This window comes from Virgisporangium aurantiacum, assembly GCF_016863635.1.
Taxonomy (GTDB): domain Bacteria; phylum Actinomycetota; class Actinomycetes; order Mycobacteriales; family Micromonosporaceae; genus Virgisporangium; species Virgisporangium aurantiacum.
Genome location: NZ_BOPG01000065.1, coordinates 40,689 through 63,110 on the forward strand (window position 1 = coordinate 40,689; position 22,422 = coordinate 63,110).

25 protein-coding genes and 1 riboswitch are annotated in these 22,422 nt (G+C 70.9%); of the genes, 12 read left to right on the forward strand and 13 right to left on the reverse strand.

The window, feature by feature from the left end; all coding sequences use genetic code 11:
• Nucleotides 1–42: 42 nt before the first annotated feature.
• The 3 genes from Vau01_RS44225 to Vau01_RS44235 form a co-directional block, all read right to left on the reverse strand.
• On the reverse strand, nt 43–798 hold the full coding sequence (locus Vau01_RS44225) for an energy-coupling factor transporter transmembrane component T family protein (protein ID WP_204006209.1): 756 nt from the start codon (nt 796–798) through the stop codon (nt 43–45).
• On the reverse strand, nt 795–2,183 hold the full coding sequence (locus Vau01_RS44230; protein ID WP_204006211.1) for an ABC transporter ATP-binding protein: 1,389 nt from the start codon (nt 2,181–2,183) through the stop codon (nt 795–797). The genes Vau01_RS44225 and Vau01_RS44230 overlap by 4 nt, the downstream gene beginning before the upstream one ends.
• Nucleotides 2,180–2,770: an ECF transporter S component gene (locus tag Vau01_RS44235; protein WP_204006212.1), complete on the reverse strand. Its 591-nt coding sequence runs from the start codon at nt 2,768–2,770 to the stop codon at nt 2,180–2,182. The genes Vau01_RS44230 and Vau01_RS44235 overlap by 4 nt, the downstream gene beginning before the upstream one ends.
• Nucleotides 2,770–2,888: riboswitch (TPP riboswitch) on the reverse strand. It overlaps the preceding gene by 1 nt.
• A gap of 52 nt (nt 2,889–2,940) precedes the next feature.
• Here Vau01_RS44235 and Vau01_RS44240 point away from each other — a divergent pair.
• From Vau01_RS44240 to Vau01_RS44250, 3 genes are read left to right on the forward strand one after another with little or no spacing between them, the layout of a single operon-like run.
• Nucleotides 2,941–3,951 carry a permease gene (locus Vau01_RS44240; protein ID WP_204006213.1) on the forward strand — a complete coding sequence of 337 codons (1,011 nt, stop codon included), beginning with the start codon at nt 2,941–2,943 and terminating at the stop codon, nt 3,949–3,951.
• Nucleotides 3,948–4,646, forward strand: coding sequence for a TIGR03943 family putative permease subunit (locus tag Vau01_RS44245; RefSeq protein ID WP_204006214.1), 699 nt, complete (start codon nt 3,948–3,950; stop codon nt 4,644–4,646). Before Vau01_RS44240 ends, Vau01_RS44245 begins: the two co-directional genes overlap by 4 nt.
• Nucleotides 4,647–4,650: 4 nt before the next feature.
• Complete coding sequence (locus tag Vau01_RS44250) at nt 4,651–5,484, forward strand: alpha/beta fold hydrolase (RefSeq protein WP_204006215.1); 834 nt, start codon at nt 4,651–4,653, stop codon at nt 5,482–5,484.
• On the opposite strand, the gene Vau01_RS44255 is transcribed toward Vau01_RS44250, so the two are convergent.
• The 3 genes from Vau01_RS44255 to Vau01_RS44265 are packed head-to-tail and all read right to left on the reverse strand — an operon-like array spanning nt 5,473 to nt 7,596.
• The gene (locus Vau01_RS44255) at nt 5,473–6,189 is read right to left on the reverse strand and encodes an SDR family NAD(P)-dependent oxidoreductase (protein ID WP_204006216.1); all 717 of its coding nucleotides are present in this window, start codon (nt 6,187–6,189) and stop codon (nt 5,473–5,475) included. The two genes, Vau01_RS44250 and Vau01_RS44255, sit on opposite strands and share 12 nt — an antisense overlap.
• A 10-nt stretch (nt 6,190–6,199) precedes the next feature.
• Nucleotides 6,200–6,691, reverse strand: coding sequence for a P-loop nucleotide/nucleoside kinase family protein (locus Vau01_RS44260; protein WP_239152336.1), 492 nt, complete (start codon nt 6,689–6,691; stop codon nt 6,200–6,202).
• Entirely contained in the window at nt 6,688–7,596 is a 909-nt protein-coding gene (locus Vau01_RS44265; RefSeq protein WP_204006218.1) for a bifunctional helix-turn-helix transcriptional regulator/GNAT family N-acetyltransferase, read from the reverse strand. The genes Vau01_RS44260 and Vau01_RS44265 overlap by 4 nt, the downstream gene beginning before the upstream one ends.
• Before the next feature lie 113 nt (nt 7,597–7,709).
• Here Vau01_RS44265 and Vau01_RS44270 point away from each other — a divergent pair, with 113 nt between their 5' ends.
• Nucleotides 7,710–9,617 (forward strand): acyl-CoA dehydrogenase family protein, encoded by a 1,908-nt coding sequence (locus tag Vau01_RS44270; RefSeq protein WP_204006219.1) that lies wholly within the window; start codon nt 7,710–7,712, stop codon nt 9,615–9,617.
• A gap of 1 nt (nt 9,618) precedes the next feature.
• Here Vau01_RS44270 and Vau01_RS44275 read toward each other — a convergent pair whose 3' ends face one another.
• The 7 genes from Vau01_RS44275 to Vau01_RS44305 form a co-directional block, all read right to left on the reverse strand.
• Nucleotides 9,619–10,215, reverse strand: a complete 597-nt coding sequence (locus Vau01_RS44275) for a hypothetical protein (RefSeq protein ID WP_204006220.1) — start codon at nt 10,213–10,215, stop codon at nt 9,619–9,621.
• Nucleotides 10,216–10,228: 13 nt separating this feature from the next.
• Nucleotides 10,229–10,636 carry a Fur family transcriptional regulator gene (locus tag Vau01_RS44280; RefSeq protein WP_204006221.1) on the reverse strand — a complete coding sequence of 136 codons (408 nt, stop codon included), beginning with the start codon at nt 10,634–10,636 and terminating at the stop codon, nt 10,229–10,231.
• Entirely contained in the window at nt 10,633–10,926 is a 294-nt protein-coding gene (locus Vau01_RS44285) for an ArsR/SmtB family transcription factor (protein WP_204006222.1), read from the reverse strand. Before Vau01_RS44285 ends, Vau01_RS44280 begins: the two co-directional genes overlap by 4 nt.
• A 21-nt stretch (nt 10,927–10,947) precedes the next feature.
• Nucleotides 10,948–11,820: a metal ABC transporter permease gene (locus Vau01_RS44290; protein WP_204006223.1), complete on the reverse strand. Its 873-nt coding sequence runs from the start codon at nt 11,818–11,820 to the stop codon at nt 10,948–10,950.
• Nucleotides 11,820–12,584, reverse strand: a complete 765-nt coding sequence (locus Vau01_RS44295) for a metal ABC transporter ATP-binding protein (RefSeq protein WP_204006224.1) — start codon at nt 12,582–12,584, stop codon at nt 11,820–11,822. The genes Vau01_RS44290 and Vau01_RS44295 overlap by 1 nt, the downstream gene beginning before the upstream one ends.
• On the reverse strand, nt 12,575–13,474 hold the full coding sequence (locus Vau01_RS44300; RefSeq protein ID WP_204006226.1) for a metal ABC transporter substrate-binding protein: 900 nt from the start codon (nt 13,472–13,474) through the stop codon (nt 12,575–12,577). Before Vau01_RS44300 ends, Vau01_RS44295 begins: the two co-directional genes overlap by 10 nt.
• A 175-nt stretch (nt 13,475–13,649) precedes the next feature.
• On the reverse strand, nt 13,650–13,874 hold the full coding sequence (locus Vau01_RS44305; RefSeq protein ID WP_239152338.1) for a hypothetical protein: 225 nt from the start codon (nt 13,872–13,874) through the stop codon (nt 13,650–13,652).
• Between the two features lie 53 nt (nt 13,875–13,927).
• Between Vau01_RS44305 and Vau01_RS44310 the strand changes: the two genes are divergently transcribed.
• The 8 genes from Vau01_RS44310 (at nt 13,928) to ppdK (ending at nt 22,406) form a co-directional block, all read left to right on the forward strand.
• On the forward strand, nt 13,928–14,281 hold the full coding sequence (locus Vau01_RS44310) for an antibiotic biosynthesis monooxygenase family protein (protein ID WP_204006228.1): 354 nt from the start codon (nt 13,928–13,930) through the stop codon (nt 14,279–14,281).
• Nucleotides 14,278–14,814 (forward strand): hypothetical protein, encoded by a 537-nt coding sequence (locus tag Vau01_RS44315; RefSeq protein WP_204006230.1) that lies wholly within the window; start codon nt 14,278–14,280, stop codon nt 14,812–14,814. The genes Vau01_RS44310 and Vau01_RS44315 overlap by 4 nt, the downstream gene beginning before the upstream one ends.
• 132 nt (nt 14,815–14,946) lie before the next feature.
• Entirely contained in the window at nt 14,947–16,326 is a 1,380-nt protein-coding gene (locus Vau01_RS44320; RefSeq protein ID WP_204006232.1) for a glycine--tRNA ligase, read from the forward strand.
• A gap of 64 nt (nt 16,327–16,390) precedes the next feature.
• Nucleotides 16,391–17,806, forward strand: coding sequence for an Nramp family divalent metal transporter (locus tag Vau01_RS44325; protein ID WP_204006234.1), 1,416 nt, complete (start codon nt 16,391–16,393; stop codon nt 17,804–17,806).
• Between the two features lie 9 nt (nt 17,807–17,815).
• The gene (gene dusB / locus Vau01_RS44330; protein ID WP_204006236.1) at nt 17,816–18,961 is read left to right on the forward strand and encodes a tRNA dihydrouridine synthase DusB; all 1,146 of its coding nucleotides are present in this window, start codon (nt 17,816–17,818) and stop codon (nt 18,959–18,961) included.
• Between the two features lie 40 nt (nt 18,962–19,001).
• Entirely contained in the window at nt 19,002–19,277 is a 276-nt protein-coding gene (locus tag Vau01_RS44335; protein WP_204006238.1) for a DUF2277 domain-containing protein, read from the forward strand.
• A 2-nt stretch (nt 19,278–19,279) separates the two neighbouring features.
• Nucleotides 19,280–19,675, forward strand: a complete 396-nt coding sequence (locus Vau01_RS44340) for a DUF5655 domain-containing protein (RefSeq protein WP_204006240.1) — start codon at nt 19,280–19,282, stop codon at nt 19,673–19,675.
• 55 nt (nt 19,676–19,730) lie between these two features.
• Nucleotides 19,731–22,406: a pyruvate, phosphate dikinase gene (gene ppdK, locus Vau01_RS44345; RefSeq protein WP_204006242.1), complete on the forward strand. Its 2,676-nt coding sequence runs from the start codon at nt 19,731–19,733 to the stop codon at nt 22,404–22,406.
• Nucleotides 22,407–22,422: the final 16 nt, after the last annotated feature.

The following is a 22,422-nucleotide window of genomic DNA, read 5'->3' on the forward strand; positions in this document are numbered from 1 at the left end:
CGCGGGCCTGGAGCACCGCACGGAGTCCAAGATCTCTGAGCGTCAAAACAGGGGGCGGAACGTCCCCAACGCCACGCTCAGGGTCACCGCCAGCACGCCGAGGGCCACGCACGCGACCACCAGAGCGGCGTCCGCCGCCCCGAAGGGCTGGGGGCGGGCCACCGTTCGGGAGTGGCCGGCGTCGAAGGCGCGGGCGTCCATCGCCGCCGCCAGGCGGGTGCCGCGCCGGATCGCGCCGACTAGCAGGGCGAACGTGGTGCCCGCGAACAGGTGGATCCGGGCCACCGGGTTCCAGCCGGCGTCGATGCCGCGGGCGCGCCGTGCCAGCGTCAACGCCTCCCAGTCGGCGGCCAGCAGCGGGGCCAGCCGCCACGCGGCCAGCGCGCCGATCGCGAACCGGGCCGGCACACGGGCCTGCTGCACCAGCGCGTCGGCCAGGTCGGTGGGGTCGGTCGACGCGAACGCCAGAACTCCCGGCAGCGCCATCGCCACCAACCGTAACGACATGCCAGCGGCCGTCCACAGCGCCTCGTCGCGGCGGGTGGTGAACAGCAGCGTCACCACGAACACCCCGAAAGCGGCGAAAAGCAACGGCAGCAGCCGCCGCGCCAGCGCACCGTACCGGATCCCGAACAGCGGCACCGCGGCCAGCACCCCGGCCAACGCCACCAGGGCGGTGACCGGATCGGCGGCCACCACCAGCACGAACACCAGCCCGAACGCGCCACCGAGCTTCGCCACCGGGTTGCGCCGGCCCAGGAAAGACGACCCCGACGCCAGCGGAGCCAGCAGTCTCACAGCCGGAACCGCCGGTCGGCCACCGCCATCACCAGGGCCTCGTCGTGGGTCACCAGCACGATGCCGCGGCCCTCGTCGCGCAGGTCGGCGATCAGGTCGACCAGTTCGATCCAGGTGCGCCGGTCCTGCCCGAATGTCGGTTCGTCGAGCACCAGCACCGCCGGCGCGGCCGCGAGCGCCGTCGCCACCGACAGCCGCCGGGCCTCGCCGCCGGACAGCGTGAACGGGTTCGCCTCCGCCAGGTGCGCCAGCCGCAGCCGTTCCAGCAGGCCGTCGGGCACCGGCCGGTCCAGGCGGCGCGGACCCAGGGCCACCTCGTCACGCACCCGCGACGTCACGAACTGGTGCTCGGGGTTCTGGAACACCGACCCGATCCGCCCGGCCAGCTGCCGCGCCCGCCACTTCCACGGCGGCGTCGCGGCGTCGGCACCGGCGAGCCGCGCGGTCGCCGCGACGCTACCGGCCGTCGGCGCCAGCAGGCCGCCGAGCACCAGCGCCAACGACGTCTTGCCGGCCCCGTTCGGGCCGAGCACCGCGAGCGCCTCACCCTCCGCGATTTCAAGATCAAGATCTGAGAATACGCGCGTGTCCTCTCCGGGGTACCCCAGCGCAGCCCCACGGGTCGAAAGGAGCACCCCTCCGCGCGTCCCCCCGCTTCTGGCCGCGACGGGCGACGGACCCGGCACCCACACGCCCTGCTCAGCCAGCGCGGCGCCGGGTTTCCCGAAAATGTCGGCCGGCGGGCCGTCGGCGACGACGCCCGCCGGCGACAGCACGACCACCCGCTCGACCAGCGGCAGCGCCTCGGCCACCCGGTGCTCCACCAGGATCATCGTGGTGTCGAGCCCGGCCAGCAGCAGGCGGATGAGCTCGGCGCCGGCCGGGTCGAGGTTCGCCGTCGGCTCGTCGAGCAGCAGCAGCCCCGGCCGCAGCGCCAGCACCCCGGCGAGCGCCAGTCGCTGCTGCTCGCCCCCGCTGAGCGCGTTGGTGTCGCGGTCGCGGCCGTACGGGAACCCGACCGCGGCGAGCGCCCCGTCGACGCGCGGCCAGATGTCGGCCCGCGGCACGCCGAGGTTCTCCAGCCCGAACGCGACGTCGTCGCCGGCCCGGGCCATCACCAGCGCGGTCTGCGGGTCCTGGAACAGCATCCCCGCCTCGGCCGCCCGCGGTGGCTTCCCGTCGACGAGCACGGTGCCGGCCTGCTCACCGGAGTCCTCGGCGAGCAGGCCCGCGAGCGCGGCGAGCAGGGTGCTCTTGCCGGCGCCGGAGGCACCGAGCAGCAGCACCCGCTCGCCGTCGTCGATGCGCAGGGTGACGTCGCGCAGCGCCCAGGCCTTGCGTCCGGCATGCCGCCAGCCGAACCCCCGCAGTTCGACTCTTGTCACACGACGGCTCTCTCCCGCCCGACGGGGAACCGGTCGAGCACACCGGTGCGGGCCACCGCCGTGGTGAGGGCCCAGCCGCCCACACCCGCGATGACGGCGGCGCTGAGCGCGGTGATCACCACGTACGGTACCTGGAACGTGAGCAGGTTGTTGGTTGCGTAGTAAGCGAAGGTGTCCCAGATCGCGGCGAACGCGCCGGCCGCGAGCCCGGCCAGCGCCGCCACCGGCAGCGTGAACCTGCGGTACAGGAACGCCGCGAACACGATCTCCGCGCCGAGGCCCTCCACCGCGCCCTGCAGGATCACCAGGCCGCCCCACTGCGATCCGAGCACCGCCGACAGCGTCGAGGCGACCAGTTCGCAGTACACGGCCGCGCCCGGCTTGCGGATGATCAACCCGCCCAGCACGGCCGGCAGCAGCCAGACGCCGTACAGCACCGACTGCAGCGGGGGATAGAAGGCGAAGGCGGCGCCGGTGGCGCTCCAGAGCAGGTTCCAGGCCCAGAACACGACCCCGAACGCGACGGCGATGACCGAGGCGACGACGATGTCGACGGTCCTCCAGCGGTTGTTCACGGCGGTTGCCACGATGGATACCTCCGAACTCCCTGCGCTGGCATTACCCAGATCAGGTTCGAGGGTCTGCGGCCGTGCCGTCTCCGCGGCAACCGCACTCTCAGCGCACTGCGCTCCCCTGCCGGACATGAATTTGTCTCTGCACCGTATACCGACCGGCCTGCGGATACACCCGTTGTCCTATGGTGATCCCCGTGACGCAGACCGAGTCTCCGGCGGAAGCCCCGGAGAAACGACCGCAGAAGTGGCGGTTCGGGTCGGTAGAGGCCCTGGCGGCGCTCCTCGTCGCGGTCGTGGTGTTCCAGGGCCCGATCAGCGACGTCCTCTCCCGGGCCGCGCTCGCCACCTGGACCACCGTGTTCGTCGCCGTGGTCACCCAGGCGATGCCGTTCCTCGTGTTCGGGGTCGTGCTGTCGGCGGTGATCGCGGTGTTCGTCCCGCCGTCGTTCTTCGCGCGGGTGCTCCCGTCGAAGCCGGTGCTCGCCGTACCGGTGGCCACCAGCGCCGGCATGGTGCTGCCCGGCTGCGAGTGCGCGTCGGTGCCGGTGGCGGGCGCGATGATGCGGCGCGGGGTCACCCCGGCGGCCGCGCTCGCGTTCCTGCTCGCCGCGCCGGCGATCAACCCGATCGTGCTCACCGCCACCGCGGTCGCGTTCCCCGGCAACCCGGAGATGGTGGTCGCCCGGTTCGTCGCCAGCCTGCTCGCCGCGTGCGTCATGGGCTGGCTCTGGATGCGGCTCGGCCGGACCGAGTGGCTCAAGCCGCCGTCGCGTCCGTCGTTCGAGGGGCAGGGCAAAGCGGCGGCGTTCTGGGGATCCGTGCGGCACGACATCGTCCACGCCGGCGGGTTCCTCGTGCTCGGCGCGATGGCCGCCGCCACCCTGAAGGCCGTGGTGCCCGAGGAGTGGCTGAGCGCCGTCGCCGGCAACCCGGTGATCTCGGTGCTCGCGCTGGCCGTGCTCGCCGTGCTGCTGTCGATCTGCTCCGAGGCCGACGCGTTCGTCGCCGCCTCGCTGTCCCAGTTCTCGCTCACCGCGCGGCTGACGTTCCTGGTGGTCGGCCCGATGGTCGACCTGAAGCTGTTCGCGATGCAGGCCGGCACGTTCGGCCGCAGCTTCGCGATCCGGTTCGCACCGGCGACGTTCGCGGTGGCGATCATCATATCGGTCATCGTGGGGACGGTGCTGTTGTGAACCGACAGGCTCAGGCGGTGGTGCTGCTGCTCGTCGGTGGCGCGATCCTGCGGGCGAGCGTCACCGACCTGTACCTCAGGTACGTGAAGGCCGGGCTGCAGCCGTTCCTGATCGCGTCCGGGATCCTCCTGGTCGCCGCGGCGGTGGCGACGCTGTGGTACGAACTCCGGTCGAAGCATGATGATCACGAGCACTCCCACCGGGAGCCCGCCGTCGCCTGGCTGCTGGTCCTCCCGGTGTTCGCGCTGCTGCTGGTCGCTCCGCCCGCGCTCGGCTCGTACGCCGCGAACCGGTCCGGCACCGCGCTCCAGGAGACGAGCGACTTCCCGCCGCTGCCGGCCGGCGACCCGGTGAAGGTCGGCCTCGTCGACTACGCCACGCGCGCCGTCTACGACGAGGGCAAGTCGCTCGACAAGCGCCGCGTGCAGCTCACCGGGTTCGTCCTGATCGGCCACGACGGGGCGCCGTACCTGGCCCGCATGACGCTGAGCTGCTGCGCCGCCGACGCGCGTCCGGTGAAGATCGGGCTCGACGGGCAGGTGCCCACCGGCCTCGCCGCCGACAGCTGGCTGGAGGTGGTGGGCAAGTACACCACCCGCTCGACGAAGGACGACGTCAACGACGGCGTGATCCCCTACATCGAGATCGAGGAGGCCCGCCGGATTGACGCGCCGACCAACCAGTACGAGGGTTGATCGCATGGTCGAGGCGCGCGGGTTCACGTTCGAGGTGTCGGTCGAGGGTCCGGCGGATGCCGCCGGCACCGTGCTGCTGCTGCACGGGTTCCCGCAGAACGGCACGATGTGGTCGGCGGTGCGTCCGGCGCTGCACGCCGCCGGGCTGCGCACGGTCGCGCCCGATCAGCGCGGCTACTCGCCGGGTGCGCGTCCCGACGACCCCGCGGTCTACACGGCCGCCGAGGGCACCGCCGACGCCCTGGCGATCCTCGACGCGCTCGGCATCACCGGCCCCGTGCACCTGGTCGGGCACGACTGGGGCGCGATCGTCGGCTGGTACGCCGCCGCCCACCACCCCGACCGCTTCCGCACCTGGACGGCGGTGTCGGTGCCGCACCAGTCGGCCGTGGCCCACGCGCTGGCCACCGACGAGGACCAGCGCCAGCGCTCCGCGTACATCAGGCTCTTCCGCATCCCCGGCAAGGCCGAGGACACCCTGCTCGAAGACGACGGCCGCCGCCTGCGCGCCATCTTCGGCGACTCCGGCCTCGACGCCGCCGACATCGACCGGTACGTCGCACCGCTGCTCGACCGGGCCGCCCTCACCGGCGCGCTGAACTGGTACCGCGGCCTGCGCCGCGACGCCCCCGACCTGCCACCGGTGACGATCCCCACCACCTACGTGTGGAGCGACCAGGACCTGGCCCTGGGCCGCACCGGCGCCGAGAAGTGCGCCGAGTACGTCACCGGCCCGTACGAGTTCGTCGAGCTGCGCGGAGTGTCCCACTGGATCCCCGACCAGGAGCCGAAGCGCCTCGCCGAGGCGATCCTCACCCGGGTGAACTCAGCGGCCTAGCACCGAGCCGCCGTTGACGTGGATGATCTGGCCGGTGATGTAGCCGGCCGCCGGTGAGGCGAGGTGGTCGACGGTGGCCGCGATGTCGTCGGGGACGCCGCCGCGGCCGACCAGGGTCTGGCGCACCCGGGACTCGTGGAACTCGGGCGACATGCGGTCGCCGAAGAACTCGGTCTCGGCGACGTAGCCCGGCGCCACCACGTTGACCGTGATGCCCTCCGGGCCGAGCCGGGTCGCCAGCGAGTACGCCCAGCCGTGCAGGGCCGCCTTCGCCGCGCCGTAGACGCCGCCGCCCTTGACCGCCGCGACCGAGCTCATCAGGATGACGCGGCCGCCGGGCCGGGTCACCTTGGGCAGCAGGGCGGTGGTGAGCAGCGCGGCGGTGAGCACGTTGGCGTCGAGTTCCGCGCGCCACGCGGCGGCGTGGTCCGCCAATGTGGACAGTGGACCGTCGTAGACGGCGCCGCCGGCGTTGTTCACCACGACGTCGACGCTGTCGAGCGTCGCGGCGACGCGTTCCACGTCGGCCGGCACGGTGAGGTCGGCGGCCACCGCCGTCACCGTCTCGTACTCCGCCGCGACCTTCTCCAGCACGTCGGCCCGCCGGCCGACGATCGTGACGTGGTCACCCGCCCGCGCGAACGACGCGGCGATCGCGCGACCGATTCCCGTGCCCCCGCCGGACACCACGATTCGTCTGTTCATCGAACCCACACTATCCAGCGGCAAGGCGGTCCAGCAGGTCGGCGGTGGACGCCGTGGCGGAGTCGACGACCGTGCGCTCGTCGGCCCACGGCTCGAACTCGCGGCCCGCAACGGCGGCCCAGTCGGGCTTCCACGGGTCGGCGGCGTGCCGCTTCTCGACCCGGTCGCGGTGCAGGGCCCGGTCGGAGCAGACCACCTCGACGAACCGGAGTTCGGCGCCGGTGCGGTCAGCGAGGTCGCGCCACTGCTGCCGGGCCACCTCGACGGCGTTCACCGCGTCGACCACCACGCCGCGGCCGCGCCGCAGGTGCTCCTCGGCCAGCGCCTCGACCACCACGTACGCCGTCACGCCGGGCCGGCTCTCGGTGACGCCCATCGCCTGCATCGCCCGGTCGACGGGATCGATGGACAGGACGGGCACGCCGAGCCAGTCGCCGTACGCCTCGGCGAGGGTGCTCTTGCCGGCACCGGGCAGCCCGGAGAAGACGATCAGGTCGCTCACAACGCCTTCCGCCAGACCTGCTCGGTGAGGTCGACGCCGAAGTTGGGCTTCGGGCCCTCGTATTCGAGCGTGAAGCCCGCCCGCTGGTAGACGCGACGGGCGGCGTGCAGGATGTTGTTCGTCCACAACATCATTTCACCGTAGCCGGCAGCGGTGGCGAACCGGATGCACTCGTTGACCAGCGCCGTGCCGACGCCGGCGCCGCGCGCCGACGGCTCCACCAGCAGCAGCCGCAACTGGGCCACCTTCTCGTCCTTGCGGGTGCAGAAGACGCAACCCACCGGCTCGCCGTCGAGTTCGGCGATCCACGCGGCCTGATTCGGGTCGTCGCCGGCCAGACCGAACTCGCCGACGATCTGCGCCACCAGGCCCTCGAACGTCACGTCGAAGCCGTACTCCTCGGCGTACCGGGCGCCGTGCCGCTGCACCACCCAGCCGAGATCGCCGGGCCGCAGCGACCGCAACGAAACGGGACCGCGAGGGGTGCGGGACAGGATCGAGCGGACCGTGGCCAGCGCGCCCACCAGCGCCTCGCGCTCGGTGCCGGCGGCGCCGTCGAGCAGGCCCGCGACCTGTTCGCTGGACCGGGCGTCGAGGTCCCGTTGCACCTCGCGGCCGGCGTCGGTGAGGCGCAGCACCTGCCTGCGTCCGTCCACTGTGGATCTTTCGCTGGTGACGAGCCCGGCGGCGTCGAGCTTCGCGACGATGCGACTGAGGTAGCCCGGGTCGAGCGACAGCCGGGTGCGCAGGTCGAGCGTGTCGGTGGCGTCGGCCTGGCCGAGCTCGTACAGCACGCGGGCCTCGGTGAGCGAGTAGGGCGCGGCGAGACGGTAGTCGCCCAGGAGGCCGATCACGCCGGTATAGAAGCGGCTGAACTCCCGGACGGCGAGGACTGCGTCGGTCATGCCGCACAGCGTTCCCATATTCTTTGACTTTGTCAAACGTATCGGGGTTTCAGCGAACTTAACTCGCGGGTAACGTGGGGCTCACGACGCAGGGCGCGAGCAGGAGGCCGACCATGACCAGCACGGACAGCCGACATGTCTCCGAGAAGCAGGCACGCCAGGTCGCGGAGGCGGCCCGGGAAACCGAGTGGCGTAAGCCGAGCTTCGGCAAGGAGCTCTTCCTCGGCCGGTTCCGCCTCGACCTGATCGACCCGCGTCCCGAGCCCGATCCCGCCAAGGTGGCGCGCGCCGAGGTGTTCCTCACCAAGCTGCGCGACTTCATGGCCACCGTCGACGGGCTGGCGATCGAGCGCGACGCCCGCATCCCCGACGACGTGCTGCGCGGCCTCGCCGAACTCGGCGCGTTCGGGATGAAGATCGACGAGCAGTACGGCGGCCTCGGCCTGTCGAACCTGCACTACTGCGAGGCGCTGGCGCTGGCCGGCTCGGTGAGCCCGGCGATCGGCGCGCTGCTCTCGGCGCACCAGTCCATCGGCGTGCCGCAGCCGGTGAAGCTCTTCGGCACCGACGAGCAGAAGAAGTCCCTGCTGCCCCGGTTGGCCGCCGGTGAGGTCTCCGCGTTCCTGCTCACCGAGCCCGACGTCGGCAGCGACCCGGCCCGCCTCGGCTGCACCGCCGTCCCGACCGAGGACGGCGACTACGTGCTCAACGGCGTGAAGCTGTGGGCCACCAACGGCACGCTCGCGACCCTGCTCGTGGTGATGGCGGCGGTGCCGAAGGGCGAGGGCCGGCGCGGCGGCATCACCGCGTTCGTCGTCGAGGGCGACGCCGACGGCATCACGGTCGAAAAGCGAAATGCTTTCATGGGACTGCGTGGGCTGGAGAACAGCGTCACCCGGTTCAACAACGTGCGGGTGCCGAAGGAGAACGTCATCGGCCGCGAGGGCCAGGGCCTGAAGATCGCCCTGACCACGCTGAACACCGGGCGCCTGTCGCTGCCGGCGATGTGTGTCGGCGCCGGCAAGTACTCGCTCGCCGCCGCCCGCGACTGGGCCGCCGAGCGGGTGCAGTGGGGTCGCCCGGTGGCCGGGCACGAGGCGGTGGCGAAGAAGATCTCGTTCATCGCCGCGTCCACCTACGGCATGCAGGCGATGCTCGAACTGTGCTGCCTGATGGCCGACGACGACCGCAACGACATCCGCATCGAGGCCGCGCTGGTCAAGCTGTTCGCCAGCGAGATCGCCTGGAAGGTCGCCGACGAGCTGATCCAGGTGCGCGGCGGGCGCGGCTACGAGACGGCCGAGTCGCTCAAGGCGCGCGGTGAGCGTCCGGTCGCGGCCGAACAGATGCTGCGGGACCTGCGGATCAACCGCATCTTCGAGGGCTCGACCGAGATCATGCACCTGCTGATCGCCCGCGAGGCGGTCGACGCCCACCTCTCCGTGGCCGGCGACATCATCGACCCGGAGGCCGATTTCGGCCGCAAGGCGAAGGCCGCGGCCAAGGCCGGCGGCTTCTACGCGAAGTGGCTGCCGAAACTGGCCGTGGGGCGCGGCCAGCTGCCGTCGTCGTTCAATGATTTCGGACCGTTGGCAGCGCACCTGCGCTACGTCGAGCGGGCCGCCCGCAAGCTCGCCCGCGAGACGTTCTACGGGATGAGCCGCTGGCAGGGAAAGATGGAGTTCCGGCAGGCGTTCCTCGGCCGCATCGTCGACATCGGGGCGGAGCTGTTCGCGATCAGTGCGGCGTGCGTCAAGGCGCGCACCGAGCGCGGCGAGCACCCGGAAGGCATGGAGCTGGCCGACCTGTTCAGCCGCCAGGCCCGGCACCGCGCCGAGGCGCTGTTCGCCGAGCTGTGGAGCAACACCGACGCCGTCGACGTCAAGGCGGCGAAGCGCGTGGTGGCCGGCCGCTACACCTTCCTGGAGGAAGGAATCATCCCGCCCTCCACCGAGGGCGACCTGGTCCAGAAGTGGCAACCCGGCGAGTCCACGGAGAAGGACGTCCGCCGCCGCCTCTGAGCTACTTCAGGCCCTCGGCGGCCAACTCCAGCCTCGCCAGGCGGTCGACGGCGTCGGCGTCGCCGCGGCGCCACGCGGCGGCGATGTCGGGGTCGATCGCGGCGAGCTTCGTCAGGGGTTGGGTGGCGAGGGCGCGCAGGGCCAGGAGGTCCTTGCCGGCGGCGGAGCCGCGCATCTTCGCCGCGGCGCTGGCGCGTTCGATCCACCGCAGCCGGCGCGGCAGCCAGAACAGCAGCACCACGCTGAGCGTCAGCGCGAGCAGCCCGATCGACATCGCCAGCGCGATGTTGTGGACGATCTCCTGCTGCTGGCGCCCGGCCTCGGCCACCCCGGCGGCGGCGTCGCCGGCCTTGTTGAACGGGCCGGCGAGGTCGTCGCCGGCGATCGGTACCCGCTTGACCTTGCCACCGGCGTCGCGCAGTTGCTGGGCGAGGCCGTTGCCGGCGCCCTCCAGCTTCTCGCCCGGAACGGCCAGCTTCTCGAGCCCGTCGTAGACCCCCATGGCCGCCTTGATCCACAGGTAGATCCAGAGCACGACGAGGAGGTCGGTGATCAACTGTCGGAGTGCCTTGCCCGGCTTCTCGGCATAGAGCTTCACATGGAGAACGGTGTCACGAAGCGCTGCCGGTCGCAGCACAGCGCGGACACGTTCCGAAGATCTCCAGCGTATGGCTGACGTCGATGTAACCCTGCTCGGCGGCGACCTTGTCGGCCCACGTCTCGACGGCCGGGCCGAGCACCTCCACGGTGCTGCCGCACGACCGGCACACCAGGTGGTGATGGTGCCCGCGGCTGCACCGCCGGTACAGGTGCTCGCCGCCGGGCGGGCGCATGACGTCGACCTCGCCCTCGTCGGCCATGGTCTGCAGGGTGCGGTAGACGGTGGTCAGCCCGACCCGGTCGCCCCGCGACCGCAGCATCGCGTGCAGGTCCTGTGCGCTGTGGAAGCCGTCGACCTCGTCGAGGATCAGCCCGACGGCGCCGCGCTGCCGCGTGTTCCGCTTCACCGGCGACGTCATTGGCCGCCCTCCTTCGCGTGGCTCACCGCGTCGGCGACGATGCGGGCGATGTGGTCGTCGGTGAGGGAGTACGCGATCTCCCGTCCGCGCCGGGCACCGCGCACGACGTTTGCCCCGCGCAGCACGCGCAGGTGCTGCGAGATCAGCGGCTGGGGCGCGTGGAGCGCGTCGACCAGTTCGTGGACGCACCGAGGGCCGGCCGCCAGTTCCGTGACGATCCCGATCCGCAGCGGCGCGGCGAGCGCCTTCAGCAACTCGCCCGCCGCGGTGTACCCGGTACCGGTATCCATTGTCGACAACGGTACCCGGACTCAGGGATGCAGCACGCACTCCGGATCATCGGTCGGATCGGGCCCCGTCGGCGTCCTGGCCATCAGCCGGCTCAGCCGGGCCCGCGCCGCCACGGCGAGCGTCACGACGACGAAGCCGCCGATCGCCACGAGCACGATCGTCGCGCCGGGTGCGCTGTCGATCTTCCAGGCCGTCCACAGGCCGCCGGCGCTCGCCGCGACCCCGAGCCCCATCGCGCCGACCATCGTGGCCGTGAACCCGCGGCTCACCTGCTGCGCCGTCGCGACCGGGATCACCATGAGCGCGCTCACCAGCAGCAGCCCGACCGTGCGCATCGCGGCGGTGACGGTGACCGCGGCGGCCACGGCCAGCGTCAGGTTCAACAGGCGCACCGGCACCCCGCTGACCCGGGCGTGCTCCTCGTCCTGGCACACGGCGAAGAGCCACGGCCGCAGCAGCAGGGTCACGGCGAGCACGGCGGCGGCCAGTCCCGCCGTCACATAAAGATCGTTCTTGGACGCGGTGAGCGGCGAACCGAACAGGTACGACATCAGGTTCGACCCGCTCGCGTTGCTGGACATGCTCACCAGCACGACGCCGCCGGAGATCCCGCCGTAGAACAGGATGGCCAGGGCCACGTCGCCGGACGTGCGACCCCGCTCGCGCACCAGTTCCACCGCCACCGCGCCGAGCGCCGCGACGATCACCGCCATGAGCACCGGCTGCTGGTTGAGCAGCAGGCCGACACCGACCCCGGTGAGCGCGACGTGGCCCAGGCCGTCGCCGATCAGCGACAGCCGCCGCTGCACCAGGTAGATGCCGATCGCGGGCGCGATCAGGCCGGTCATCGTGACGCCGATCAGCGCCCGGATCATGAAGTCGTACTCGAACATCAGGCCGTCCCCTTGAACAGCGAGGGCTCCGTTTCGGGGGCGTGCGGGTGCACGTGGTCGTGATCGGGGTGCGCGTGGTGGCCGGCCGGCTCGGGCACCGGCCCGTCGTGGACGATCCGGCCGAGGTGCACGACGACGGCCCGGTTCACCAGCGGCGCCAGCGGTCCCAGTTCGTGCGCGACCAGGAGCACGGTGCCGCCGGTGCCGACGAAGTCGCCCAGGGCACCGGCGAACGCTTGCTGGCTGGTGGCGTCGACCCCGGCCGTGGGCTCGTCGAGCACCAGCAGGTCGGGCTCGCCGGCGAGCGCGCGGGCGATCAGCACCCGCTGCTGCTGACCACCCGACAGCGTGTCGGCCCGGTCGCCGGCGCGATCGGCCAGGCCCACCGCGTCCAATGCCTTTTGAATGGCGGACCGGTCGGCCGCGCGGGCGAATGGCGCCCAGCCACGCCGGGCCAGCCGACCCGACGCGACCACCTCGCGCACCGTGGCCGGCACCCCGCTGCCGGCCCCCAGTCGCTGCGGAACGTAGCCGACCCGGCGCCAGTCGCGGAAGCGCCGGAGCGGCGTGCCGAACAGCGCCGCCTCGCCCCGGCTCAGCGGCACCAGCCCGAGCGCGGCGCGGATCAGCGTGGACTTGCCGGAACCGTTGGCGCCGAGGACGGCGACCACCTCGCCCTTGGCGACGGCCACGGAGACGTCGAGCAGAACGAGGCGATCACCATAGGTGACCACCCCGTTCGTGACGCTGAGGACTACCGGCATCCGAGGGCTTCGCGCAGTTTGGTGAGGTTCTGGCGCATCACCGAAAGATAGTCCTCCCCCGGTGCGGCGTCGGCGCGCAGTCCCTCGATGGGGTCGAGCACCTCGGCCCGGGCGCCGACCTCGGTGGCCAGCGTCTGTGCGACCTTCGGGCTGACGAGCGTCTCGAAGAAGATCGTGGTGACGCCCTTCTCCTTCGCGAGCGCGGCGACCTCGGCCACGCGCTGCGGGCTGGGCTCGGCCTCTGGGGAAAGACCGCTGATCGGGACCTGGGTGAGGTTGTACCGTTTCGCCAGGTACCCGAACGCGGCGTGGCTGGTGACGATGTCCGTCCGGGCACAGTTCTGCAGGCCCTTCGTGTACTCCTCGTCGAGGGCCGTGAGGTCGATCTTGAGCTTGACGGCGCCGAGCTTGTAGGCGTCGGCGTTGTCCTTGTCGACCGCGGCGAGGCGCTCGGCGACCTGGTCGGCGATCGTGGCGAGCCGGGTCGGGTCGAGCCAGACGTGCGGGTCCTTGCCGTTCTCTTCGCCGTCGGCGGCGTCATCGAGGGGCTGCACGGTGGCGACGTCGAACGACGTCTTCTTCGCTTCCGCCTCGACCGCCTCGTCGACGGCCGGCTGGAACCCCTTGAGGTAGAGGGCCAGGTCGGCGTCGGCGATGCCGGCCAGCTGCTTGGGTTCCAGTTCGAGGTCGTGCGGCTCGACGCCCGGCCTGGCCAGGTTGGTGACCTTCACCGCGGCACCGCCGACCCGTTCGGCGACGAACTGCAGCGGATAGAACGCGGCGACGACGTCGACCGTGCCGTCGGCTTTGCTGTCGGAGGAGCATGCACTGATCGTGGTCAAGGCGATACCCGCGGCAAGCAGGAGGGGGAGCGGTCTCACGCCATTCACTGTGCTCGCTAATGACAATCATTGTCAAAGCAGCATGAGTGCACCCGTTCTGTTGCGCCCCATCCATGATCACGTCGATCTTGCAGTTGTGGTGGGCCACAAACAGGGGCAAATATGGGCGATCGAGGCACCACAACTGCAAGATCAACTCAGCGGGAACCGGTGGGCGGCGGGCTCAGACGAAGCGTTTGATGGCCATGATCACCAGGAGGGCGAGGATGACCAGGCGGGCGCCGCGGCCGACCAGGGGGAGCCGGTGCCAGGTGCCCATGAGCAGGGCCGCCGCCACCGCGGCGACCAAAAGCAGCAGCGCGCCGCCGACCGGGCCGGGGACGAACAGCGCAACGAGGACGATCAACGTTCCCACGAGGAACACCACCGTGGGGTTCACGTTCTTCACGCGGCTACCATCCTTCTCGCTGATCTGACGCCCTAGCGTAGAGGTGGCCCGAGGTGTTGGTGGTCAACCGCTTCGTCGTCGACGACGAACCGACGTTCACATCCCGCGCCCGAGCGGCGCTGGCCGCGCTGGCGGGCCGGCCCGGGTACCGGTCCGGCTCGTTCGGGCGGTCCGTCGACGAGCCCGACCACTGGTGCCTGGTGACCCGTTGGGAGTCGGTGGGGGCGTACCGGCGGGCGCTGTCGGCGTTCGAGGTCAAGGTCGAGGCGACGCCGTTGCTGGCCGAGTCGCTCGACGAACCGTCGGCCTACGAGGTGCTGCTGGAGGGCGAGCCGGGCGGAAACGTGACTGCGACTCGCAGTGACCGTGCCACGAATCAGCCGCCCCCACTACCATCGCAGTCATGAGTTTTCACCCGGCCGGCGGCGTCGGAGTCGACCCGGGCCTCGTGCCGCCGCCCGGCCAGGGTGTTCCGGCTCCGCCGCCGGGCCCCGGGGCGGCGCCGCCGTTCGCGACCCCGCCCACCGAGCGCGACAAGCGACGGTTGTGGATCAGTCTGGGCATCGGCGCCGCGGTGCTGCTGCTGTGCTGCGCCGGTGCCGTCGGCGGCATCGGCGTGGTCGTCAAGGCCGGCATCGAGGATTCCAAGCGGCAGGCCAAGGCCCGCGTCGGGGCGTTCCTCGACGCGATCCAGGACGGCAACACGCGCGGTGCGCGGCTCCACGTCTGCACCGATCTCGGGCCCGGGGTCTCGATCTCGGAACTGGTCTCGCGCACGAGTTCCACCGACTTCACCAGCTACACGCTCGGCGAGCCCGACCTCACCTCCACCATCGACGTGCCGGCCACCCTGTCGACCCCGCGTGGCGAGGTGCGGCAGTTGTACCTGGTGGGCAGCCAGGGAACCACTACCTGCATCGTCGATATCCTGGCTGGGTAATGTTGATGCCCGTGCGGGGCGCGTAACCGTACGCTTCAGCGGCGCGTTGAGATCTAGACCCGACTTCGCGCGTCAATCCGTCGTTGACCGAACATCCGCGCCGACACCCAGCCGGCGCTTGAAGGAGAGAGCATGGCCGCCGATCGCTTCGACTCCGTCGTCAGTCTCGCCAAACGGCGCGGCTTCGTCTTCCCGTCGAGCGAGATCTACGGCGGAACGCGGTCGGCGTACGACTACGGCCCGCTGGGCGTCGAGCTGAAGGAGAACGTCCGCAAGCAGTGGTGGCGGGCGATGGTGCAGCAGCGTGACGACGTGGTGGGCCTCGACTCGGCCATCGTGCTCGCGCGCCAGGTGTGGGTCGCCTCCGGCCACGTCGAGGAGTTCACCGATCCGCTCACCGAGTGCCAGTCGTGCCACAAGCGCTTCCGCGCCGACCACCTGGAAGAGCAGTACGCCGAGAAGCACGCCGGCGCCACGGTCGCGCTCAGCGAGCTCAACTGCCCGAACTGCGGCAACAAGGGCACCTTCACCGAGCCCAAGCAGTTCAACGGCCTGATGAAGACCTACCTCGGCCCGGTCGACAACGAGGAGGGCCTGCACTACCTGCGGCCCGAGACCGCGCAGGGCATCTTCGTCAACTACAACAACGTGGCCGTCGCGGCCCGCAAGAAGCCGCCGTTCGGCATCGCGCAGGTCGGCAAGAGCTTCCGCAACGAGATCACCCCGGGCAACTTCATCTTCCGGACGCGCGAGTTCGAGCAGATGGAGATGGAGTTCTTCGTCGAGCCGGGCACCGACGAGCAGTGGCACGAGTACTGGCTCAGCGAGCGCTGGAACTGGTACACCGACCTCGGCATCCCCGAGTCGGAGCTGCGCTTCTACGAGCACCCCAAGGAGAAGCTCTCCCACTACTCGAAGCGCACCGTCGACATCGAGTACCGGTTCCAGACCGGTGGCAGCGAGTTCGGCGAGCTGGAGGGCATCGCCAACCGCACCGACTTCGACCTCACCACGCACGGCAAGCACTCCGGCGTCGACCTGTCGTACTTCGACCAGGACAAGCAGGAGCGCTGGGTGCCGTACGTGGTCGAGCCGGCCGCCGGCCTCACCCGGGCCACGCTGGCGTTCCTGCTGCAGGCCTACGACGAGGACAGCGCGCCGAACACCAAGGGTGGCGTCGACAAGCGCACGGTGCTCCGCTTCGACCCGCGGCTCGCGCCGGTGAAGGTCGCCGTGCTCCCGCTGTCCCGTAACCCCGACCTTTCGCCGAAGGCGAAAGACCTGGCGACGGCGCTGCGCCTGCGCTGGAACACCGACTTCGACGACGCGGGCGCGATCGGCCGGCGCTACCGGCGGCAGGACGAGATCGGCACCCCGTACTGCATCACCGTCGACTTCGACACGCTGCAGGACAACGCGGTGACGGTCCGCGACCGCGACACGATGAAGCAGGAGCGGATCTCCCTGGACCAGGTGGAGCGCTTCCTCCTGGACCGCCTCCCGCCCTGTTGAGTTTCAGCACGTCACGGCCTGGGTACTGAGGACCTCCACATCGATTGATGTGGAGGTCCCCGCCGTGTCCGTCCTCGATCGGTTCCCGACCAAGCACCTGCCCCCGGTCTCCACCCGCGACGTGCCCGAACCCCCGCGCTCGCTGTGGCGGGTCATCGGACCGGGCGTCGTCGCCGCCGGCGTCGGCCTGGCGTCCGGCGAGTTCATCCTCTGGCCCTACATCGCCTCCCAGGTGGGGCTGGTGTTTCTGTGGGCCGCGTTCGTCGGCATCGTCACCCAGTGGTTCATCAACATGGAGATCGAGCGCTACACGCTGGCCACCGGCGAGACCGCGCTGACCGGATTCTCCCGTTTCTGGCGTCATTGGGGTCTGGTGTTCGCCATCATGATCTACTTCGCGAACCTCTGGCCCGGCTGGGCGACCAGCTCGGCGACGATGGTGACCTACCTGTTCGGCGGCGACGCCACCTGGATCGCGATCGGCATGCTCGTCGTGATCGGGATAACCCTGACGCTGGCGCCGGTGGTCTACGTCGCCCTGGAACGGGTCGAGTTCGTCAAGGTCGGGCTCGTGCTGCTGTTCATCGTGGTGGCGGTCGTGTTCGCGATCACCGCCGGCGCGTGGGGCGAGTTGCCGAAGAACGTCACCGGGCCGGAGTTCCCGGCGGAGGAACTGGGCTTCGCGTTGGTGCTGTCGGCGCTGGTGTTCGCGGGCGCGGGCGGCGGCCAGAACCTGTGCCAGAGCAACTGGATCCGCGACAAGGGCTACGGCCTCGGCGCCTACGTGCCCCGGCTGGTCAGCCCGGTGACGGGCAAGGAGGAGGCGGCGCCCGACGCCGGTGCCGGATTCATCTTCGAGCCGGACGAGGCCAACCTGGGCCGGTGGCGGCGCTGGTGGAAGATCGCGAACATCGAGCAGGCCGTGACGTTCGGGGCGATCTCGTTCATCACGATCGTTTTCATGTCGATGCTCGCCTACTCGACGGTGTACGGCCAGGAGGGGCTCGGCAACAGCGTCGCGTTCCTGGAGGCCGAGGGCGAGGCGCTGAAGGACGCCGTGGCGCCGTGGTTCGGGACGCTGTTCTGGGTGATCGGCGCGCTGTCGCTGTTCGCCGCCGCGATGGGCATCGTCGACTACACCAGCCGGGTGGCCGCCGACGTCCTGAAGACCTGCTACCTGCCCCGGTTCTCCGAGAGCAAGATCTATTTCGGACTGGTGTGGGGCCTCGTGGTCATCGGCTGCGCGATCCTGCTCGCCGGCTTCGACCAGCCGCTGGTGCTGCTGGTGATCTCCGCCTGCGTCGGCGGCGGGATGATGTTCATCTACTCGATCCTGCTGCTGGTGCTGAACCGCCGGGTCCTCCCCGACGCGATCCGCATCCGGTCGTTCCGGGTGGCCGCGCTGGTATGGGCGGTGCTGCTGTTCGGCGTGTTCTCGGTGCTGACGGTGTGGCAGCAGGGGCAGAAACTCTTCGAGTAGTTTTGGTTCATGCAGATCGGTCCGTTCGAGGTGACGCCGCCGGTGGTGCTCGCCCCGATGGCGGGCATCACCAACGTCGCCTTCCGGAAGCTCTGCCGCGAGCAGGGTGCCGGCGTCTACGTCTGCGAGATGGTGACCACGCGCGGCATCGTCGAGCGCAACCCGAAGTCGCTGCGCATGATCGCGTTCGACGCCGACGAGAACCCGCGCAGCCTGCAGGTGTACGGGGTCGACCCGGCCGTGGTGGGCCGCGCGGTCGCCATCGTCGCCGACGAGGGCCTGGCCGACCACGTCGACATCAACTTCGGCTGCCCGGTGCCGAAGGTGACCCGCCGCGGGGGTGGCGCCGCGCTGCCCTGGCGTCACAAACTCTTCGAGCGCATCGTGACGGCGGCCGTGAGGGCCGCCGCACCCTCCGGTGTCCCGGTGACGATCAAGATGCGCATGGGCATCGACGACGACCACCTGACCTACCGGCGGGTCGGGCTGATCGCGCAGGAGGCCGGCGTCAAGGCGGTGGCGCTGCACGCGCGGACGGCCGCCCAGCGCTACTCCGGCACCGCCCACTGGGACGCGATCGCCGACCTGGTGTCCGTGCTGGACGTGCCCGTGCTGGGCAACGGCGACATCTGGGAGGCCGACGACGCGCTGCGCATGGTCGCCGAGACCGGCTGCGCCGGCGTGGTGGTGGGCCGCGGCTGCCTCGGGCGCCCGTGGCTGTTCGCCGACCTGGCGGCCGCGTTCGCCGGGTCGTCGCACCGCGTGATGCCTTCGCTGGGCGAGGTGGCCCAGGTGATGCGCAGGCACGCCGCCCTGTTGGTGGAGTGGTTCGTCACCGAGGTCGACCCGCGCGGGCGGATCACCAGCGAGCACCACGCGTGCGCCGACTTCCGCAAGCACGTCGCCTGGTACCTGAAAGGATTCCCGGTGGGCGGGGAACTGCGGCGCGCGCTGGCGATGGTCTCGTCGCTGGCCGAGCTCGACGACCTGCTGGGCAAGCTCGACCCGGCGGTCCCGTTCCCGGAGAGCGAGCTGGGCCACCCGAGGGGTCGCACCAACGCCCCGGGCAAGGTCGCCCTGCCCGAGCACTGGATAGAGGACGCCGACAGCGACGAGGTCCCGACCGGCGCCGAGATGGAACACAGCGGCGGCTGAGGGGGTGCGCCGACCGGGCCCGTCGAGGCAAGGTAGGGGGATGTGTCGGAACATCCGTGTGCTCCACAACTTCGAGCCGCCCGCCACCGAGGACGAGGTCGAGGCGGCCGCCCTCCAGTACGTGCGGAAGGTGAGCGGTACCACCAAGCCGTCGGCGGCGAATCAGGAGGCGTTCGACGAGGCGGTTCGGGTGGTCGCCGAGGCGACCCGGGCGCTGCTCGAGAGTCTCACCACGAAGGCGCCGCCGCGCGATCGTGAGGTGGAGGCGGCGAAGGCCAAGGCCCGGGCGGCCGAGCGCTACGGCGTCCGCGCCTGACCGTGACGCGGTGGGCCTGCCCGGAGTGTGAGCGGGAATTCGACCGCGCCCGGCAGTCGCACGTGTGCGTGCCCGGCTGCACCGTCGACGACACGTTCCGGGGACGGGAGTGGCAGCGCCCGATCTGCGACGAGATCCTGGCGTTCCTCACCGACCTCGGTCCGTTGCACGTCGACGCCGTCGGGGTGGGCGTGTTTCTCAAGCGGCAGCGCAAGCTGGCGGAACTGCGTCCGATGGCGCGGGCCCTGTCGGTGAACCTGTGGCTGCCGCGGGTGGTCACCGACCCGCGGGTGCTGCGCCGGTTCGACACCTGGCACGTGCTGCGGCTCACGGGCGTGGAACAGGTCGACGACCGGGTGCGTGACTGGCTCACCGAGTCGTACGACGCCGCCGGCTGAGGCGATCTTGGGCCGGGAGGGGTAGTAGTTAGGTACCCCAGCGCCGGAGGTGCCCATGGCCGCATCTGTGTTCGTCTACGACTTTGCCGACGGTAACCGGGACATGAAGGACCTGCTCGGCGGCAAGGGCGCGAACCTCGCCGAGATGAGCAACCTGGGCCTGCCGGTGCCGCCCGGTTTCACCATCACCACCGAAGCCTGCCGGCACTACCTCACCACCGGCGATGTTCCGCCGGAACTGGCCGAAGAGGTCGGCGAACACCTGAAGACCCTCGAAGAGACGATGGGCAAGCGGCTCGGCGACCCGGCCGACCCGCTGCTCGTGTCGGTGCGGTCGGGCGCCGCGTTCTCGATGCCGGGAATGATGGAGACGGTGCTCAACGTCGGCCTCTCCGACGCGAGCGTCACCGGGCTGGCCGAGCGCACCGGCAACGAGCGGTTCGCCTGGGACTCCTACCGCCGGCTCATCCAGATGTTCGGCCGCACCGTCTGCGACGTGCCGGCCGAGGCGTTCGAGAACGCGCTCGACGAAGCGCGGACGTCGAACAAGGTCGAACACGACACCGGGCTCGACACGACAGCGATGAAGGAACTCGTGACGGCGTTCAAGGAGATCTTCGCCGCGCACGCCGGCCGCGACTTCCCGCAGGATCCGCGCGAGCAGCTGGAACTGGCCACCCGCGCGGTGTTCGACTCGTGGAACGCCGACCGGGCGGTGCTGTACCGGCGCCAGGAACGCATTCCCGCCGACGCGGGCACGGCGGTCAACGTCGTCGCGATGGTGTTCGGGAACATGGGCGACGATTCGGGGACGGGTGTGGCGTTCACGCGCGACCCCGGCACCGGCGCGCAGGGCGTCTACGGCGACTACCTGCAGAACGCGCAGGGCGAGGACGTCGTGGCCGGCATCCGCAACACGGTTCCGCTCGGCGACCTGGAACGCATCGACAAGGCCGTCTTCGACGAGCTGTTGCGGACGATGTCCACATTGGAGGATCACTACCGCGACCTGTGCGACATCGAGTTCACCGTCGAGCGGGGCAAGCTGTGGATGCTGCAGACGCGCGTCGGCAAGCGCACGGCCGCCGCCGCGTTCACGATCGCCACGCAACTGCTCGACGAGGGCGTCATCGACCTCGACGAGGCGCTGCGCCGCGTCACCGGGGCCCAGCTCGGCCAGCTGATGTTCCCGACGTTCGTCGTGGACGGCGACCTGAAGCCGGTGGCGCGCGGGGTCGCGGCGTCGCCGGGCGCCGCCGTGGGCAAGGCCGTGTTCGACTCTGGCCGCGCGGCGGAGCTGGGCGCGGCGGGCGAGAACGTCATCCTGGTGCGCCGGGAGACCAACCCCGACGACCTGCCCGGCATGATCGCGGCGCAGGGCGTGCTCACCAGCCGCGGCGGCAAGACCTCGCACGCGGCGGTGGTGGCCCGCGGCATGGGCAAGACGTGCGTCTGCGGCGCCGACAAGCTGGATGTCGACGTCCACAGTCGACAGTTCACAGTGGACGGTCAGACCGTGAACGAGGGCGACGTGGTGTCGATCGACGGCAGCACCGGCGACGTGTACCTCGGTGAGGTGCCGGTCGAGCCGTCCCTCGTGGTCCGCTACTTCGAGGGCGACGTCGAGCCCGACAGCGATCCGCTGCTCCACGCGGTCCACGCGCTTCTGACCCACGCCGACCGGAAGCGGGCGCTGAACGTCCGCACGAACGCCGACACCGGCGCCGACGCCGCGCGGGCGCGGCGGTTCGGCGCCGAGGGGATCGGCCTGTGCCGCACCGAGCACATGTTCCTCGGCGAGCGCCGGCCGCTGATCGAGCGCCTGATCCTCGCCGCCGACGACGAGGAGCGGCAGAAGGCGCTCGACGAGCTGCGGCCGTTGCAGCGCAAGGACTTCACGTCGTTGCTGCGCGAGATGAGCGGGCTGCCGGTGACGATCCGGTTGATCGACCCGCCGCTGCACGAGTTCCTACCGTCCCTTGTGGACCTGTCGGTGAAGGTGGCCGTCGCGAAGGAACGGGGTGAGGACCCGGGCCGCGACGGGAAACTGCTCGTCGCGGTGCGCCGCATGCACGAGGAGAACCCGATGCTGGGCCTGCGCGGCGTGCGGCTCGGGCTGGTGGTGCCGGGCCTGTTCGACATGCAGGTCCGCGCGGTGGCCGAGGCGGCGAAGGAGGTGCGGGCCGCCGGCGGCGACCCGCGGCCGGAGATCATGGTGCCGCTGGTCGGCGCCGTGCAGGAACTGGAGACCGTGAAGGCCGCGGCCGAGCGGGTGATCGCCGACGTCGATCCCGGCGTCGACGTGCTGATCGGCACGATGATCGAGCTGCCGCGGGCGGCCCTGACCGCCGGCCAGATCGCGACCGCGGCCGAGTTCTTCTCGTTCGGCACCAACGACCTGACCCAGCTCGGCTGGGGCTTCTCCCGCGACGACGTGGAGAGCTCGTTCTTCGCCCGCTACCTGGAACTGGGCATCTTCGGCGTCTCGCCGTTCGAGTCGATCGACACCGAGGGCGTCGGGCGGCTCATCCGCATCGCGGTCGCCGAAGGGCGGGAAACGCGCCCCGACCTGAAGGTCGGTGTGTGCGGCGAGCACGGCGGGGATCCGGAATCGGTCCACTTCTTCGCCGACGCCGGACTCGACTACGTTTCCTGTTCGCCGTTCCGGGTACCGGTGGCCCGGATCGAAGCGGGACGGGCCGCCGTCGGCGGAAGCACAACCACGCATTGAGCCATCGCGAAGCGTA